15 protein-coding genes are annotated in these 16,081 nt (G+C 70.3%); 2 read left to right on the forward strand and 13 right to left on the reverse strand.

Going from position 1 to position 16,081, the window contains the following annotated elements; all coding sequences use genetic code 11:
* The first annotated feature begins 78 nt into the window (after positions 1 to 78).
* Positions 79 to 693 (forward strand): class I SAM-dependent methyltransferase, encoded by a 615-nt coding sequence (locus AC5RUW_RS08270; RefSeq protein WP_494160257.1) that lies wholly within the window; start codon positions 79 to 81, stop codon positions 691 to 693.
* 10 nt (positions 694 to 703) lie between these two features.
* Here AC5RUW_RS08270 and dapF read toward each other — a convergent pair whose 3' ends face one another.
* The 8 genes from dapF to AC5RUW_RS08310 all read right to left on the reverse strand — a co-directional run bounded on the left by dapF (position 704) and on the right by AC5RUW_RS08310 (position 9,015).
* Positions 704 to 1,654 (reverse strand): diaminopimelate epimerase, encoded by a 951-nt coding sequence (gene dapF / locus AC5RUW_RS08275; protein ID WP_494160258.1) that lies wholly within the window; start codon positions 1,652 to 1,654, stop codon positions 704 to 706.
* The gene (miaA, locus tag AC5RUW_RS08280) at positions 1,651 to 2,622 is read right to left on the reverse strand and encodes a tRNA (adenosine(37)-N6)-dimethylallyltransferase MiaA (RefSeq protein ID WP_494160259.1); all 972 of its coding nucleotides are present in this window, start codon (positions 2,620 to 2,622) and stop codon (positions 1,651 to 1,653) included. Before miaA ends, dapF begins: the two co-directional genes overlap by 4 nt.
* A gap of 2 nt (positions 2,623 to 2,624) precedes the next feature.
* Positions 2,625 to 4,184, reverse strand: a complete 1,560-nt coding sequence (gene miaB / locus AC5RUW_RS08285; RefSeq protein ID WP_494160260.1) for a tRNA (N6-isopentenyl adenosine(37)-C2)-methylthiotransferase MiaB — start codon at positions 4,182 to 4,184, stop codon at positions 2,625 to 2,627.
* 52 nt (positions 4,185 to 4,236) lie between these two features.
* The gene (locus tag AC5RUW_RS08290; protein ID WP_494160261.1) at positions 4,237 to 5,241 is read right to left on the reverse strand and encodes an aggregation-promoting factor C-terminal-like domain-containing protein; all 1,005 of its coding nucleotides are present in this window, start codon (positions 5,239 to 5,241) and stop codon (positions 4,237 to 4,239) included.
* An 88-nt stretch (positions 5,242 to 5,329) separates the two neighbouring features.
* Positions 5,330 to 6,634 carry a coiled-coil domain-containing protein gene (locus AC5RUW_RS08295; protein WP_494160262.1) on the reverse strand — a complete coding sequence of 435 codons (1,305 nt, stop codon included), beginning with the start codon at positions 6,632 to 6,634 and terminating at the stop codon, positions 5,330 to 5,332.
* 96 nt (positions 6,635 to 6,730) lie between these two features.
* Positions 6,731 to 7,552: a regulatory protein RecX gene (locus tag AC5RUW_RS08300; protein ID WP_494160263.1), complete on the reverse strand. Its 822-nt coding sequence runs from the start codon at positions 7,550 to 7,552 to the stop codon at positions 6,731 to 6,733.
* A 12-nt stretch (positions 7,553 to 7,564) separates the two neighbouring features.
* Positions 7,565 to 8,608, reverse strand: a complete 1,044-nt coding sequence (recA, locus tag AC5RUW_RS08305) for a recombinase RecA (protein ID WP_494007461.1) — start codon at positions 8,606 to 8,608, stop codon at positions 7,565 to 7,567.
* A gap of 185 nt (positions 8,609 to 8,793) precedes the next feature.
* Entirely contained in the window at positions 8,794 to 9,015 is a 222-nt protein-coding gene (locus tag AC5RUW_RS08310; protein ID WP_494160264.1) for a DUF3046 domain-containing protein, read from the reverse strand.
* A gap of 105 nt (positions 9,016 to 9,120) precedes the next feature.
* Here AC5RUW_RS08310 and AC5RUW_RS08315 point away from each other — a divergent pair, with 105 nt between their 5' ends.
* Complete coding sequence (locus tag AC5RUW_RS08315; protein WP_494160265.1) at positions 9,121 to 9,630, forward strand: MarR family winged helix-turn-helix transcriptional regulator; 510 nt, start codon at positions 9,121 to 9,123, stop codon at positions 9,628 to 9,630.
* An 87-nt stretch (positions 9,631 to 9,717) separates the two neighbouring features.
* Here the strand turns inward: AC5RUW_RS08315 and AC5RUW_RS08320 are convergent, their stop codons facing one another.
* The 5 genes from AC5RUW_RS08320 to AC5RUW_RS08340 all read right to left on the reverse strand — a co-directional run bounded on the left by AC5RUW_RS08320 (position 9,718) and on the right by AC5RUW_RS08340 (position 16,077).
* Positions 9,718 to 10,143 (reverse strand): helix-turn-helix domain-containing protein, encoded by a 426-nt coding sequence (locus tag AC5RUW_RS08320; RefSeq protein WP_494160266.1) that lies wholly within the window; start codon positions 10,141 to 10,143, stop codon positions 9,718 to 9,720.
* Positions 10,144 to 10,295: 152 nt separating this feature from the next.
* Complete coding sequence (locus AC5RUW_RS08325; RefSeq protein WP_494160267.1) at positions 10,296 to 10,775, reverse strand: CinA family protein; 480 nt, start codon at positions 10,773 to 10,775, stop codon at positions 10,296 to 10,298.
* A complete protein-coding gene (gene pgsA, locus AC5RUW_RS08330; RefSeq protein WP_494160268.1) occupies positions 10,772 to 11,362 on the reverse strand; it encodes a CDP-diacylglycerol--glycerol-3-phosphate 3-phosphatidyltransferase in 591 nt (196 codons plus the stop codon). Before pgsA ends, AC5RUW_RS08325 begins: the two co-directional genes overlap by 4 nt.
* A gap of 26 nt (positions 11,363 to 11,388) precedes the next feature.
* Positions 11,389 to 14,280, reverse strand: a complete 2,892-nt coding sequence (locus AC5RUW_RS08335) for an FtsK/SpoIIIE family DNA translocase (RefSeq protein WP_494160269.1) — start codon at positions 14,278 to 14,280, stop codon at positions 11,389 to 11,391.
* A gap of 105 nt (positions 14,281 to 14,385) precedes the next feature.
* Positions 14,386 to 16,077, reverse strand: coding sequence for a ribonuclease J (locus tag AC5RUW_RS08340; protein WP_494160270.1), 1,692 nt, complete (start codon positions 16,075 to 16,077; stop codon positions 14,386 to 14,388).
* Positions 16,078 to 16,081 lie beyond the last annotated feature (4 nt).

The following is a 16,081-nucleotide window of genomic DNA, read 5'->3' on the forward strand; positions in this document are numbered from 1 at the left end:
CTGTTGTGGTCAACGTCGCGCAGCGCCATTTTCTTCCCGTCCTCAGCCGGTGGCAAGGGCGCACTAGGCTTGGGGATTATGGGTTCAGAGCACTACTTCAGTTCGCAGCCGTCCGGGCCGGAAACGCGCCGGCGGATCAGCGTGGTCCTCGACGGCGCGGAGCGCACCGTCCAGACGGCCGGCGGCATCTTCTCCCCCGACGGCGTGGACAAGGGCACTGCCGTCCTGCTTGCCGAGGCGCCTGCACCCGCAGCCGACGGCGTGCTGCTGGACATCGGCTGCGGCTGGGGGCCGATCGCGCTCACCCTCGCCCTGAAGTCTCCGGCGGCGCAGGTGTACGCCGTGGACGTCAACGAACGCAGCCTGGGCCTCACCCGTGACAACGCCGCGGCTCTCGGCCTGGACAACGTGCGCGCCTGCCTGCCCGAGGACGTTCCGGGCGAACTGCGCTTCGACACCATCTGGTCCAACCCGCCCATCCGCATCGGCAAGGAGGCGCTGCACGCCCTGCTGCTGCAGTGGCTGCCGCGGCTCGCGCCCGGGGGCAGCGCCTGGCTGGTGGTGCAGAAGAACCTGGGCTCGGACAGCCTGCAGAAGTGGCTGGCAGGCGAGCTGGGCGCCGGCTACGCGGTGTCCCGCTACGCGACCGACAAGGGCTTCCGCGTGCTGCAGGTGGAGCGCACCGCGGCCTGACAGGGGCGGGTCAGAGCACCGTTCCGCGGGCCACCAGCACGGCGGGGCCGCTGAGCTCAACGTGCTCGCGGCCGTCAGGGCCGGGGAGGAAGCGCACGCCCACCGTCCCGCCGGGCACGTCCACCGACCAGGCGTCGGGCGCTCCGGCGCCGGCCCAGAACCGGGTCGCGACGGCGGCGGCGCAGGCCCCGGTGCCGCAGGACAGGGTCTCCCCCACGCCGCGCTCGTGCACGCGCATCGTCACCTGGCCGATGCCCTCGACCACGAGCGGTTCGGCCGGCACCACGAACTCCACGTTGGTGCCGTCCTCCGGCTCCGGAGAGACCGAGGGCGCGCGGGTGAGGTCGGTGGCGGACAGCTCGGCCAACTCCGCCAGCGCGACGACGGTGTGCGGGTTGCCCATGCTCACGGACAGTCCCGGGCGCGGCACCTCGAGGCCGCCGGCGTCGACCACGGTGTCCATGGCCTTGGCGGCGGCGTGGTCGGGATAGATGAACTCCCACGGCCCCATGTCGACCGCGTATCCGCCGGCGACGCGGGTCACCAGCTTGACGCCCGCGCGGGTGCCGATCGGCAGCACGGCGCCTTCGGGCAGCACGGCCAGCCCTTCCTCGATCAGGAAGTGCACGAACACCCGCACCCCGTTGCCGCACATTTCCGAGATGCTGCCGTCGGAGTTGCGGTAGTCCATGAACCACTCGGCCTGCGGCTCCGTCTGCAGCAGCGCCTGGCCCTCGGGCAGGTGGCGGGAGGGTACGGCGCGGATGAAGCCGTCGGCTCCCAGTCCGAGCCGGCGGTCGCACAGCGCCGCGGTTTCGGCCGCGGTGAAGTCCCGGGCGCCCTCGGGGTCGGCGACGAGCAGGAAATCGTTGCCGGTGCCGTGGCCCTTGGCAAACACGGTGCCGGCCAGCGAGGCGGGCAGGCCGGAGGCGGACAGCGGCTGGGTGGAAAGGGTGCTCACCGTTCCAGAATAGCGGTGACAGCGCTCTCTGCCTGCGCCGCCAGCGCGGGATCGTCGTGGGCGAACCACTGGATCCGCTCGTCGGCGCGGAACCAGGTGAGCTGCCGCCGGGCGAACTGCCGGGTCGCGACGACGGTCTGTTCGGCGGCCTCGGCCACGGTTGCCTCGCCGTCGAGCACCTGCAGGAACTGGGCGTAGCCCAGTGCGCGCGACGCCGTCCGGCCGCTGCGCAGCCCGCGTGTGTCCAGGGCGCGCACCTCCTCCGGCAGGCCGGCGTCGACCATCCGCTGCACCCGGTCAGCGAGCCGGACGTGCAGCACCGGGCGATCCACGCTCAGCCCGATCTGCAGGGCGGGCTGGAAGTACTCGCGGCGGGGCATGTAGGAGCTGAACGGGCGGCCGGTGAGCCGGTGGACCTCCAGCGCGCGGACCACCCGCCGTGCGTCGCCCAGCCGCTCCGCCGACACCGGATCGACGGCGGCCAGGCGGGCGCGCATCGCCTCGAGCCCGACGGCGGCGAGCTCGTCCTCGAGCACCCGGCGCACCCGGGGGTCGGTGCCCGGAAACTCCAGCACGTCCAGGGCAGCGCGCACGTACAGGCCCGATCCGCCGACCAGGATGGGCAGCCGGCCGCGGGAGCGGATCTCATCGACCGCCCGGCGGGCCTGCGCCTGGAACGCGGAGACGCTGGCCTCCTCGGTGACCTCCATGATGTCCAGCAAATGATGGGGCACTCCGCGGCGTTCGGATTCGGGAATCTTGGCGGTGCCGATGTCCATTCCGCGGTAGAACTGCAGGGCGTCGGCGTTGATCACCTCGCCGTCCAGGCGCAGCGCCAGTTCGACGCCGAGGTCGGATTTGCCGGATCCGGTGGGGCCGACGACGGCGACCACCGGCAGCCGCTGCGCGGCGGCGTCGGGCCCGGCCGCGGCGCGTACGGGCGCCGGCGCGGGGACGGGTTCGTCCATGCCTAGCGGCGCACGGGCAGCGTCGGCATGCCCAGCGAGACGCCCTTGCCGCTGCCGGTACCGGGGGCGGGCACGCCGCAGGATTCAGCCTGCGCCCGGTCCCAGGCGTCGCCGGCACGGGAGCGGCGGAGCTTGTAGTCAGCGGCGGTGGCCGGATCGGAGATCAGGTGGAACCCGGCGGATGCCGTGATCGGCACGGTGACCAGGTCCCCCGGGCGCGGGGCTTCGGCGCCCTCGGGCACACTGAAGTGGACCAGCCGCTGGTCCGGGGCCCGGCCGGAGAGCCGGCCGGTCTCCTCGGCCTTGCGGCCGGAGGCTGCGGTGGCCATGACCTCCACGGTGCGGCCGACCTGCTTGGCGTTTTCCTCGGCGCTGATCCGGTCCTGCAGGGCAACCAGGCGTTCGAAGCGCTCCTGCACCACGGCCTTGGGCAGCTGGTCCGCCAGCTCCGCGGCGGGCGTGCCGGGCCGCTTGGAGTACTGGAAGGTGAAGGCGGTGGCGAAGCGGGACTGCTCGACGACGTCGAGCGTGGCCTGGAAGTCCTCCTCGGTTTCGCCCGGGAAGCCGACGATGATGTCGGTGGAGATGGCCGCGTGCGGCATCCGCTCACGGACCTTGTCCAGGATCCCGAGGAACTTCTTCGAGCGGTAGGACCGCCGCATGTCCTTAAGCACCTTGTCGGAGCCGGACTGCAGCGGCATGTGCAGCTGCGGCATCACGTTGTGCGTCTCGGCCATGGCTTCAATGACGTCGTCGGTGAAAGCGGCCGGATGCGGGCTGGTGAAGCGGACGCGTTCCAGGCCTTCGATGTCGCCGCAGGCGCGCAGCAGCTTGGCGAACGCACCGCGGTCGCCGAATTCGACGCCGTAGGAGTTCACGTTCTGGCCCAGCAGAGTGACCTCGATGGCGCCGTCGTCCACCAGTGCTTGGATTTCGGCGAGAATCTCGCCCGGGCGGCGGTCGCGCTCCTTGCCGCGCAGCGAGGGCACGATGCAGAAGGTGCAGGTGTTGTTGCAGCCCACGGAGATGGAGACCCAGCCCGAGTGCACGGAGTCCCGCTTGGTGGGCAGCGTGGAGGGGAAGACCTCCAGGGATTCGAGGATCTCCAGCTCGGCCTTGGAGTTGTGTCGGGCCCGGTCCAGCAGGGCCGGCAGCGAGCCGATGTTGTGGGTGCCGAAGACGGCGTCCACCCACGGCGCCTTGCGCAGGATGGTGTCGCGGTCCTTCTGCGCCAGGCAGCCGCCGACGGCGATCTGCATGCCCGGGCGGGACTCCTTCACCGGAGCCAGCAGGCCCAGGTTGCCGTAGAGCTTGTTGTCCGCGTTCTCCCGCACCGCGCAGGTGTTGAACACGACCAGGTCCGCCTGGTCGCCGTCTGCGGGCACATATCCGGCGTCTTCCAGCAGACCGGAGATGCGCTCGGAGTCGTGCACGTTCATCTGGCAGCCGAAGGTACGCACCTGGTAGGTGCGCGGATGCTCGGCGGCCTGTTCCTGCGGGGCGGAGGTAACTGTCAAACTCACCCTCCTAGGGTACGTCCCCGGCAGCGGTGCCGCGGACATCGGACGGGCCCTTTCGCCGCCGGCGGCACAGCCGGAGGGACGGCCGCAGCGGCTAGTACCAGTTGTTGGCGTAGTGGAAGTTCAGAGCCGAGCAGGGGCTGCCGTAGCGGGACTGGATGTAGGTCAGTCCCCAGCGGATCTGTGTCTGCGGGTTGGTGAGCCAGTCAGGGCCCGTGGAGGCCATCTTCTCGGCCGGCAGCGACTGTGCGATGCCGTAGGCGCCGCTGCCGGCATTCGTGGCGGAGGTGAGCCACTCGGATTCCTTGGTCCAGAGCGCGTCCAGGCAGGTCATCTGGGACGCGTCCCAGCCGTATCCGGCCAGGGCGCCGGCTGCGTAGGCCTTGGCGGCCGCCGGGTCATCCACCGGGACGGCGGCCGCGGCGGCCTCCGTGGCGGCGGCTTCGGCGGCTACCCGCTCCGCCGCCGCTGCTTCGTCCGCGGCGGCCCTCTCGGCGGCGGCTGCTGCGGCCTCGGCAGCGGCCCGTTCCTGGTCGGCGGCAGCGGAGGCATCGGCCGGTGCGGCTTCGGTCTCCGCGGGCCGGGCACCTGGGTCCGTGTCTGTGTCTGTAGCCGCGCCGTCAGCCGTCGGGGCGGCGGCCGCCTCGGAGGCGATGCCGACCGGCTCCGGTGCAGCGGTTTCGGAGGCGGCCGGCGACGCCACGGCCGCGGCCAGCGAAAGCGCCACGGAAGAGCGCAAGTCCTCGCCGGCGATGGCGCTGCCGACGCCGGTCACGGCCACCACCGCGCCCAGCCCCAGGGCTGCCGCAGCCTGCACCCTGCGGGCACGACGGCGGCGTCGGCGCTCGGCAGCGGCCTCGCGCCGGGAGGACGGCCGCGCGGGCTGGGCGGAGCCGGCGGGCACGGCGGGCGGGGCGGGGACGGCGGGCGGGGCGGGGACGGCGGGCACGGCGGGCGGGGCGGGGACGGCGGAGCTGCGGCTCCGGGAGCCGGGGGTCGGATCCGGTTCGTGTGAGGGGCCGGACGCCCTGTCCTGCAGGGCGGACGGGCGCTCCGGACGGGCCGGTGCGGACAGCGGGGACGGATGCGGTGAGGTCACAAGCGCGAGACGCTACCGGCCGTTTCTGGGAGAAGTCTCAGAACGGTAACGGCACGGAAACCGGGCCCGGCGGCCCGGAACAGGCGGTTCAGTACCAGTTGTGGCGCTCGGAGTGGGCCCACGCGCCGCACGGGCTTCCGTAGCGCCACTTGATGTAGTCCAGCCCCCAGTTCACCTGCGTGCGGTAGTTGGTCCGCCAGTCGTCTCCGAAGACCGACATCTTGGAACCGGGTAGGGACTGGGGAATGCCGTAGGCCCCTGACGAGGGGTTATGCGCGCTCGTTCGCCAGTTGGACTCCCGGTTCCACAGGTCGACGAGGCAGCGGAACTGGCCCTGGTCCCATCCGAAGCCGCCCATCCTGGACGATGCGTAGGCCTGGGCACCCGCGGGGTCGTCCACCACCGGCGCAGGGGCCGGAGCCGGAGGCGCGGCCGGCGGCGGGGCCGGCTGCGGAGCCGGGGCCGGAGCCGGGTCCGCAGGCGCGGGCGGCGTCGGCGGCGTGGGAAGAATCACGGTCGGAGGCTGCTCGGGTGCGGGCTTGGGCGGTGCGATGGCTTCGGGCCTGTCCTGCTGTCCCCGGCCGGCCTCCTGCGCCTGGTCACGTGCCGCCTGCGCCGCCTGCTCCTGCTGTTCCCGGAACGATTCCTCGGCCCGCTGCCGGCGGAGCCGTTCCGCTTCCTCGGCGGCGGTGGTCTCGCGCAGCGCGGCCAGCTGGTCGAGCATGACGGCGGCCTGCTCACGCCCCTCGACGACGGCCGCATCCGCCGCAGCCGCAGCCGCCTGTGTCTCGGTCAGGGCGGCCCGGGCTTCGCCGGACAGCCGCTCGTGTTCGCTGCGTGCCTGCTCCTGCTGTTCCCGCAGGCTCTCCGCAATGTCGGCAACGGAGCGGGCTTCGGCATAGACGCGGCCGGCACGGTCGGTGACCCGATACAGGGCGCCGATCGCCTGGAGGCTGTCTCCGCCGGGTTCGGTCTCGAGGAGCAGCCCGAGGGTGCTGTCCGCTCCGCCGTTCTTGTAGGTATGGGCGGCGAGGGCCCCGACCTGCCGGGACAGTTCGCGGGAGCGGGCTTCGGCGGCGGCCTGCCGTTGCTCCAGCTCCGCGACCCGTTCCTCGGCGGCGGCGAGGTCGGATTGGATGAGGGCGTACTCGGAGGAGGCGGCGACCGCTGCGTTTCCGAGGGCGCCGGCTTCTTCCTCGAGCTCGAGGAGAGAGGCTTCAAGCCGGCCTGCGTGCTCGGCAACGGCGGCGTCGTCGCCGATGGCCTGTTCGATCTGGTCCCAGGTGAGCGCGTCCTGCGCAGCAGCGGGGGAAGCCGCGAGCAGGGCTGCGGCAAGGATGCCCGCAGCGGCCGCTGCCTGGACCGGCAGCAGTCCCTTTGTCATTCGCCCCATGGGCCTCATCTTTAACATCGCGAGCGTTAGCTTACTTCAGCGCTGCGGCTCGCGGGCAGAGCGATGATAACAGCGGGATACCGATTGTTTTGGCCGTCAGAATTCGGCCTCGTCGGCCCCTTCGAGTTCGTCTCCGATCGCTTGCCCAACGGCCCGATAAGCCAGACCAGGCGGATAGCCGCGCCTGGCCAGCATGGAGACCAGCCGGCGGGTCTGCCTGTCCTTCTGGTCGCGGTCGGTGAGGTCGATCCGGGCGGGAAGCCGGCGCCGGGCCAGCTCGACAGCGGCCTGGTATTCATCGTCGTCGTCGATTTCAGCCAGGGCCTCGTCGGCCAGGTCTCCCGTGATGCCCTTTTCGCTCAGTTCCCTGCGCAGCGCGCCCCGGGCAAGGCTGCGGGTCCGGGAGCGGCTGCGCACCCACATCCGGGCAAACTCGGCGTCGTCGATGAGCCGGACCTCTTCGAAGCGGTCCAGCACGGCTGCAGCGACATCAGCGGGAATCTGCTTTTCTGCGAGCTTGTCCGCCAGCTGTCGGCGGCTGCGGGCCGCCCCGGTGAGCTGCCGCAGGACAATCGAACGGGCCTGCTCGTAGGGGTCCTCCGAGGGCCCTGCGGCTCCGCCGCCCTTGGACGAGCCGCGGTCCTCGGCGCCGGCCCCCTTCCGCCGGCTCCGCTCCGTCCGGGATCCGCCCCTGCCCTTGGAGCCGCGCCGGCCCGTGGCCCCGGGCCACCCGTCGTCCTCCCCGTCCGGCAGGAACTCTCCGCTGCGCTCACCCGTGTCCGGTTCCGCGGTGTGCGGCGCGTCCGGGGGCTCGGCGTTGTCCCTGGCGGGTCGGTTTCGTGTTCGGGCAGGTGACGGCGAAGCCGCCCCCGGGTCGGGAGCGGCTTCGTCGGCCAGCAGGGAATTCCAGTCAGCCACGGGCGCCTGCCGTCAGTCCCCGACGGCCTTCAGCTTCGGCTCGGCGTCGGATTCCGGCGTCGGGTCGATGCCGACCTTCTCGCGGAGGCGGCGCTCGATTTCGTCGGCGAGCTCCGGGTTGTCGTGCAGGAAGCGGCGGGCGTTTTCCTTGCCCTGGCCCAGCTGGTCGCCGTCATAGGTGAACCAGGCACCGGACTTCTTCACCAGCCCGTTCTCCACGCCCATGTCGATCAGGCCGCCCTCGCGGGAAATGCCCTGACCGTAGATGATGTCGAACTCGGCCTGCTTGAAGGGCGGGGCCATTTTGTTCTTGACGATCTTGGCGCGGGTGCGGTTGCCGACCGGGTTGCCGCCCTCCTTGAGGGTTTCGATGCGGCGCACGTCGATGCGGACCGAGGCGTAGAACTTCAGCGCCTTGCCGCCGGTGGTGGTCTCGGGGCTGCCGAAGAACACGCCGATCTTCTCGCGGAGCTGGTTGATGAAGATGGCCGTGGTCTTGGTCTGGTTCAGGCGGCCGGTGATCTTCCGGAGTGCCTGGCTCATCAGGCGGGCCTGCAGGCCGACGTGGCTGTCACCCATTTCGCCCTCGATTTCGGCGCGGGGCACCAGCGCGGCCACCGAGTCGATGACGATGATGTCCAGCGAGCCGGAGCCGACCAGCATGTCCATGATCTCCAGGGCCTGCTCGCCGGTGTCCGGCTGGGAGACCAGGAGGGCGTCGACGTCGACGCCGAGCTTGCGCGCGTATTCGGGATCGAGGGCGTGCTCGGCGTCGATGAACGCAGCGATGCCGCCGTTTTTCTGGGCGTTGGCTACGGCGTGCAGGGCGACGGTGGTCTTGCCGGAGGATTCCGGCCCGTAGATCTCCACGACGCGGCCGCGCGGCAGGCCTCCGATGCCGAGGGCGATGTCCAGGGCGATGGAGCTGGTGGAAATGGTTTCGATGGGAGCACGGGTATCGTCTCCCAGCCGCATGATGGAGCCCTTGCCGAACTGCTTGTCGATCTGGGCGAGGGCGGCTTCTAGCGCCTTGGCGCGGTCTGCAGGAGCAGGCATTCTTCACCTCGTTGAGTGTGGCTGTGGGGGATGGCTTAATCCTCTGCCACAACCGTAAGCGGAGGCACTGACAAAACCTGTGCCGAGCCGCCCTTGTGGATATTCGATCGCGTCCGGAGGGGTGCCGGTTACGATGTGATCGTACCGGGGTCCGAACAAATATTCGAACCCATCTGTCGGCGTGTCTAGTTGGCGGGCTTGATGTCCCGGCCCAGCCGACGTTCCTGCGGAACGTCCTGCATTTCGCAGACGGCCAGCCAGACAGCCTTGGCGTCCGCTCCGCGCTTCAGCGCTTCGGCCGCCGTGACTCCCCCGACTGCACCGAGGACCAGGTCACCGGCGAGGACCCGGGAGTAGGCGGGCCCGAATTCGTCGTCCATGAGCCGCCAGAAATCGCTGATGCGCATGCCTCCATGCTCTCACGCACCCGCGATGCCCGGCAGGGTCCTCCAGCCACGCGGGTGCCGCCGCCGCCTGCTCCCCTGTCCCTCACGTCGGCCTAGACTTGGAGGATGAGCATTGCAGGCGGCGGAACGCCGGGCGAGGATCCGGTGGAGTCACTGGAACATCAGCTGAGCCTGCTCTGGCGGCGGGCGCGGTCCAACTCGCACCGGATCGCCCGGCTGGTGCACCCGGATATGGAGTCCTCCGCGTACGGCCTGCTGGTCCTGCTGCAGCGCTGCGGGGCCATGCGGCTGACGGACCTCGCCGCGGAGATCGGCGTCGGCAAGCCGTCGGTGAGCCGCCAGGTGGTCATGCTGGAAAAGCTTGGACTGGTGCGCCGCGAGGCCGACCCCGACGACGGGCGGGCCCAGGCGATCAGCCTCACCGGGGAAGGTACCCGCCGCCTCGCCGCCGTGCAGCAGGCGCGCAAGGGACACTTCCGCGAACTGTTGGCCCACTGGCCGCAGGACGACATCACCCAGCTGGCCCAGCTGCTGGACAAGCTCAACCGCTCCTACTCCGTGGCGGCGGGGCCCGCCGGGCAGCCGCCGGCCAGCGGCGGCACCGAAGGTAAGTAGCCCGGAACGCAGTTTGGCCCCGCCGCTTCCGACGGGGCCAAACCCGTAAGGCTGTTAACGGCGGCCGGTCAGGCCGCCGTGGTGGATTTAGGGGGTTCGGGCGAGGTCCCGGGCCATGTCCTCCGGAAACTCACGGGCGAACTCCCGCGAGAACTCGGTGGGGACGGTATCGGGGATTGCCACGCCCTCGGCGCTGGCCACCCGGTCGCTGACCTCTCGAAGCATCAGGGACAGGGGAACATCGAGCGCGCCGCAGATAGACGAAAGGAGCTCCGAGGAGGCCTCTTTCTGGCCCCGCTCCACCTCGCTGAGGTAGCCGAGGGAAACCCGGGCGCTGTGCGAGACCTCGCGCAGGGTGCGACCCTGGCGCTGACGGACGTCACGGAGGACGTCACCGATCTCGTGACGAAGAACTACCATCTTGCGCTCCTTTGGCTCCCGGTGTGCTTCTTCCGCCAACCCTACATCCCGCCAGCGTACAACGCCGTTCACGGATACGGGCTGCTTGACCATCTGATTCGTTCCTGCTCCCTCTGGGTTCGGTCTGCGTGTTTTCGCCGCAGAACGTTTTTCGATCCTAAACCGGAAACCTTGGGGGTTCCTGATACCTACAACCGGGCCGTGACGGGATTTGTTCCCGGTCCGGGGCCCCGCTGCGCGGGGCCTCAGCGTTGGGACCGCGCCACGTGCCCGCCCAGCATGGCCAGCGCCTGCGCGCAGGCCTGCGCCCGGATTTCGGCCCGGTCTCCGGTAAACCGAAAACCGCGCGAAATGCTTCCCGCACCGTCCGCAAGGCCGATGAACACCGTGCCCACCGGCTTGCCGTCGTGCGGTTCCGGCCCTGCCGCCCCCGTCGTGGAGACGGCGATATCGGCGTGCAGCCGGCGCCTGGCGCCGGCGGCCATCTGGCGGGCCACCTGCGCGTCGACCGAGCCGGCCCGTTCCAGCACGTCGGCCGAGACGCCGAGCATGGAGGCCTTCACCTGGCTGCTGTAGGCGACGACGCCGCCGAGCAGTACGGCCGAGGCACCGGGCACATCGGCGAGGGCCGCCGCCACCAGGCCGGCCGTCAGGGACTCGGCCGTGGCCACGGTCAGGGACTGCCCGCGGCAGGCGTTGATGATCTGTTCAGCCGCGCTGCTCATCGCCGCACCGCGGAGCGGCGCAGCCGGACCGCCTGCACCACATAGTCGAGGCCGGTCACCACCGTGATGACGACGGCGGCCGCCATCACCGTCGCGCCGATCCACCAGGCCCAGGCTCCCAGCCACGCAGTCAGCGGCAGCAGCAGCAGGAAGATGGCCAGCGTCTGCACAACCGTCTTGAGCTTCCCGCCGCGCGAGGCGGCCATGACGCCGTAGCGGATGACGACGAAGCGCATCACCGTGATCCCCAGTTCGCGGACCAGGATGACGATGGTGACCCACCACCACAGCTCGCCCAGGATCGAGAGCATCACCAGTGCGGAGCCGATCAGCAGCTTGTCCGCGATGGGATCGGCGATCTTGCCGAAGTCGGTGATGAGGTTGCGGCTGCGGGCCAGGTCGCCGTCGAGCTTGTCGGTATAGATCGCCACCGCGAAGGTGGCGACCGCCAGCCAGCGGAACAGGCCGTCGCGGCCGTCGTCGGCCACCAGGAACCCAACGAACAGCGGAACCATGAGGATCCGCACGATGGTCAGGACATTGGCGATGTTCAGGGTCTTGGCCCCGCCGGCGGAAGAAGTGCTCACGTCCTTAGACTAACTGCTGCATCCGGTCAGCGCCCGGTCAGGCTCCAGGCATCTTCGGATCCGTCGTCATCGGCGCCGTCGTGATACTCCACGGCCTGCGGCCGTGCCTCCAGGTCCGCCTGGACCAGGTCCACCGGCCCCTCCCCCTCATCACCGAAACCATGGTTGGCGTTGGCGTTGTCGGCCAGCGCCGCGGCCTCGGCGCCTCCGCCGGCCGGCTCCTGCCCGCTGATCGCGGCCAGGGTGGCGGCGAGGTCGTCCGGTTTGACCAGCACGTCGCGGGCCTTGGATCCCTCGGAGGGCCCGACGACGCCGCGGGACTCCATCAGGTCCATGAGCCGGCCGGCCTTGGCGAACCCCACCCGCAGCTTGCGCTGCAGCATGGAGGTGGAACCGAACTGCGTGGTGACCACCAGCTCAGTGGCCTGCAGCAACAGGTCCAGGTCGTCTCCGATGTCGTCGTCGATCTGCTTCTTCGGCGCCGAGACGGTCACGTCCTCGCGGTACACGGCCCCGAGCTGGCCCTTGACGTGGTCCACCACGCGGTGGATCTCGGATTCGGTGACCCAGGCCCCCTGCACACGCATCGGCTTGCTGGCGCCCATGGGCAGGAACAGGGCGTCACCCTGGCCGATCAGCTTCTCGGCGCCGGGCTGGTCCAGGACCACGCGGGAGTCGGTGACGGACGACGTCGCGAACGCCATCCTGGAGGGCACGTTGGCCTTGATCAGACCGGTCACGACGTCGACGGAGGGGCGCTGCGTGGCCAGGACGAGGTGGATGCCGGCGGCACGGGCCAGCTGGGTGATGCGCACGATGGAGTCTTCGACGTCGCGCGGGGCGACCATCATCAGGTCGGCGAGCTCGTCGACGATCACCAGCAGGTACGGGTAGGGCTTCACGACGCGCTTGGACCCGGCCGGCGGCACCACCTTGCCGTTGCGCACGGCCTTGTTGAAGTCGTCGATGTGCTTGAACCCGAAGTTCGCCAGGTCGTCGTAGCGGGTGTCCATTTCCCGGACCACCCACTGCAGGGCCTCGGCGGCCTTCTTCGGGTTGGTGATGATCGGGGTGATCAGGTGCGGCACGCCCTCGTAGGCGGTCAGCTCCACGCGCTTGGGGTCCACCATGATCATCCGCACCTCGTCGGGGGTGGCGCGCATGAGGATCGAGGTGATCATCGAGTTCACGAACGAGGACTTGCCCGCGCCGGTGGCGCCGGCCACCAAAAGGTGGGGCATCTTGGCCAGGTTCGCGACGACGAAGCCGCCTTCGACGTCCTTGCCGACGCCCATGACCATCGGGTGCTCGGTGCGGCGGGCGTTGCCCGAGCGCAGCACGTCGCCCAGCGACACCGTCTCGCGGTCGGTGTTCGGGATTTCGATGCCGATCGCGGACTTGCCCGGAATGGGCGACAGGATGCGCACGTCGGAGCTGGCCACCGCGTAGGCGATGTTCTTCGACAGGGCGGTGACGCGCTCGACCTTGGTCCCCGGGGCCAGTTCGATCTCGTACCGGGTGACGGTCGGGCCGCGGGAGAAGCCGGTGACCTTCGCGTCGACGTTGAACTGGTCCAGCGTGGAGGTCAGGGCGGCGACCACTGCGTCGTTGGCCTCGGAGCGTTCCTTGGCCGGCGGGCCGGCGGGCAGGAAGTCCGACGGCGGAAGCGTGTAGGTGACGTCCCCGGAGAGCTGCAGCTGCTCGGTGCGCTGCGGGATCGGGGTGGCCGGCGGCACCGGCTGGACCGGCTTCGAGGGCACCGCGGGTGCGGCGGCCGCGGCGACGGGAGCGTCGGAGGGCAGCTCCGGCAGCACGGCCAGCGCCTCGGTCGGCGGCTCGGCTCCGTCCACCGGCAGGCCCTGCTGGCGGCGGATCTTCTGCGTTGCCAGTTCGGACTGGGTGGGGCGGCGGACCCCCGGGGGCACCGCGGGCCCGGCCGGGGCACTGTCGGAACCGCCGTCGCGGTCCTGGCCGGCGGGGGCGGGCGCATCGTCGTCGCCGTCCAGCACCGCGCGTTCGAAGGCCTCGTCGCCGGCGAAGCCCTCCTCGTGGCGGGCGGCGGCGCGGGCCTCCTTCCGGTCCCGGCGGCGCTGCTTGCGGTCCTTGACCTTCTGCTGATGCGTTTCGTAGAGGTAGCTCTGGTCGTGGCGTTCCGGATCGTCCTCGGCCAGGTCCTGGCCCATCAGGTGCTCGTAGAGCGCGCGCAGGCGCATCGGGATATGCCGGAACGGAGTGGCGGTGACGATCAGCACGCTCACGAAGACCAGCAGCGAGAGCAGCAGCAGCACCGGCCAGCGGGTCAGGGCGGCTGAGAGCGGGCCGGCCACGAGGAAGCCGACGACGCCGCCGGAGGCCCACAGCTTCTCGGCTCCGTCGGCCAGGGAGGGCAGTCCGCCGATGATGTGCGTGATGCCGGAGCCGGCGAACAGCATGATGGTCAGCCCTATGCTGATCCGGCTGTTGGCGCGCTGGCGCTCGGGATAACGGATCAGGCGCACCGCGGCGGTGAGCAGCATGAAGGGCAGCACGACGGCCATCCAGCCGAAGGTGCCGGCGGCGCCGGCGTGCACGACGTCGGCGACCGGGCCGCGCAATGCCCACCACTCGACCGCCGCGACGGCCAGGGCGAGCAGCAGCAGGAAGAAGCCGGTGCCGTCACGGCGGATCTCCCGCTCCGGATGCACGTCGGTGCCCAGCTTGCGGATGCCGGCGCCGACAATGCGGGCCAGGCCCATCCAGGCGCCCTGGACCGCGCGCAGCGGCAGCGGCAGCTCATCGCCGTAGCCGGGATCGGAGGGGCGGGCCTTGGCCGTGGAACGGGACTTGGAAGCACTTCCCTTGCCGCCCGAGGACCGTCCCGAGCCGGTGCCCGAGCCTCGGCCGGTGGTCCTGGAGGTACTGGAGGTGCGTGTGGCCATACCTGCCACGGTACCGCAACGGGCGCCGGGACCGGCGGATTTCAGCCGGTCCCGGCGCCCGTTGCGCCTGATGCAGGTGGTGGCGCCGGTGCGTGCGCCGGGCGGTCAGGCTTCCAGGACCACCGGTACGATCATCGGCCGGCGGCGCAGCCGGCGGCTGACCCAGGTGCCCACCACGCGGCGGACGACCTGCTGCAGCTGATAGGTGGTGTGCTCCTTATTGGAGGTCACGGCCTCCTGCAGGGCTGCGTTGATCTTCGGCTTGATCTCGTTGAAGACGGCGTCGTCCTCAGCGAAGCCGCGGGCGTGGATCTCCGGGCCGGAAACGATGGTCCCGTCGGTCCGGTTGACGACGGTGATGACCGAGATGAAGCCCTCCTCGCCGAGGATGCGGCGGTCCTTGAGGTCCGCGTCGGTGATCTCGCCCACGCTGGACCCGTCGACGTACACGAAGCCGCACTCCACCGAACCGACGATGCGGGCCTTGCCGTCCTTGAGGTCGACGACGGTGCCGTCTTCGGCGAGGATCACATTCTGCGCCGGAACGCCGGTGGACTCGGCCAGCCGGCCGTTGGCGATCAGGTGCCGGGTCTCGCCGTGCACCGGCATGACGTTGGCCGGCTTGAGGATGTTGTAGCAGTACAGCAGTTCACCGGCGGAGGCGTGGCCGGAGACGTGGATCTTCGCGTTGCCCTTGTGCACGACGTCGGCGCCGAGCTTCATCAGGCCGTTGATCACCCGGAAGACGGCGTTCTCGTTTCCCGGGATGAGCGAGGAGGCGAGGATGACGGTGTCGCCCTGGCCGACCTGGATGCGGTGGTCGCCGTTGGCCATCCGGGACAGGGCCGCCATCGGTTCGCCCTGGGAACCGGTGGACATCAGCACCAGCCGGTTGTCCGGCAGCTTGTCCACCTCCTTCAGGTCCACCAGGATGTTCTTGGGCACGTTCAGGTAGCCGAGTTTCTCGGCGATGGCCATGTTGCGGACCATCGAGCGGCCCACGAAGCAGACCTTCCGGTTGTGCGCCGCGGCGGCGTCGAGCACCTGCTGCACGCGGTGCACGTGCGAGGAGAAGGACGCGACAATGATGCGCTTCTGCACCTTGCCGAACAGGTTCTCCAGTACCGGGCCGATTTCGCGCTCCGCGGTGGTGAAGCCGGGAACGTCGGCGTTGGTGGAGTCGGGCATGAACAGGTCCACGCCCTCCTCCCCCAGCCGCGAGAAGGCGCGCAGGTCGGTGATCCGCCCGTCCAGGGGCAGCTGGTCCATCTTGAAGTCGCCCGTGTGCAGGACGGTGCCGGCCTCGGTGCGGATGAACACGGCCAGCGCGTCGGGAATGGAGTGGTTCACGGCCACGAATTCACACTCGAACGGGCCGAACTGCTCGATCTGCCCCTCCTGCACGGTGAGCGTGAAGGGCTTGATGCGGTGTTCCTGCAGCTTCGCCTCGATCAGGGCCAGCGTGAGCTGGGACCCGATGAGCGGGATGTCCTGCTTCAGGCGCAGCAGGTACGGCACCGCACCGATGTGGTCCTCGTGGCCGTGGGTCAGCACCACGCCCACCACGTCGTCAAGCCGGTCCTCGATGTAGGAGAAGTCCGGAAGGATCAGGTCCACCCCGGGTTGGGACTCCTCGGGGAAAAGCACCCCGCAGTCGACGATCAGCAGCTTGCCGTTGATCTCGAAGACCGCCATGTTGCGGCCGATCTCGCCAAGGCCGCCCAGGGCGACGATCCGCAGGGTGTCCTCAGCCAGTTCGGGAGGAGCCTGCAGTGTGGATACTGCGCGTTCTGTCATGTTG

The sequence above is a fragment of the Arthrobacter sp. Y3222053 genome (assembly GCF_059092805.1).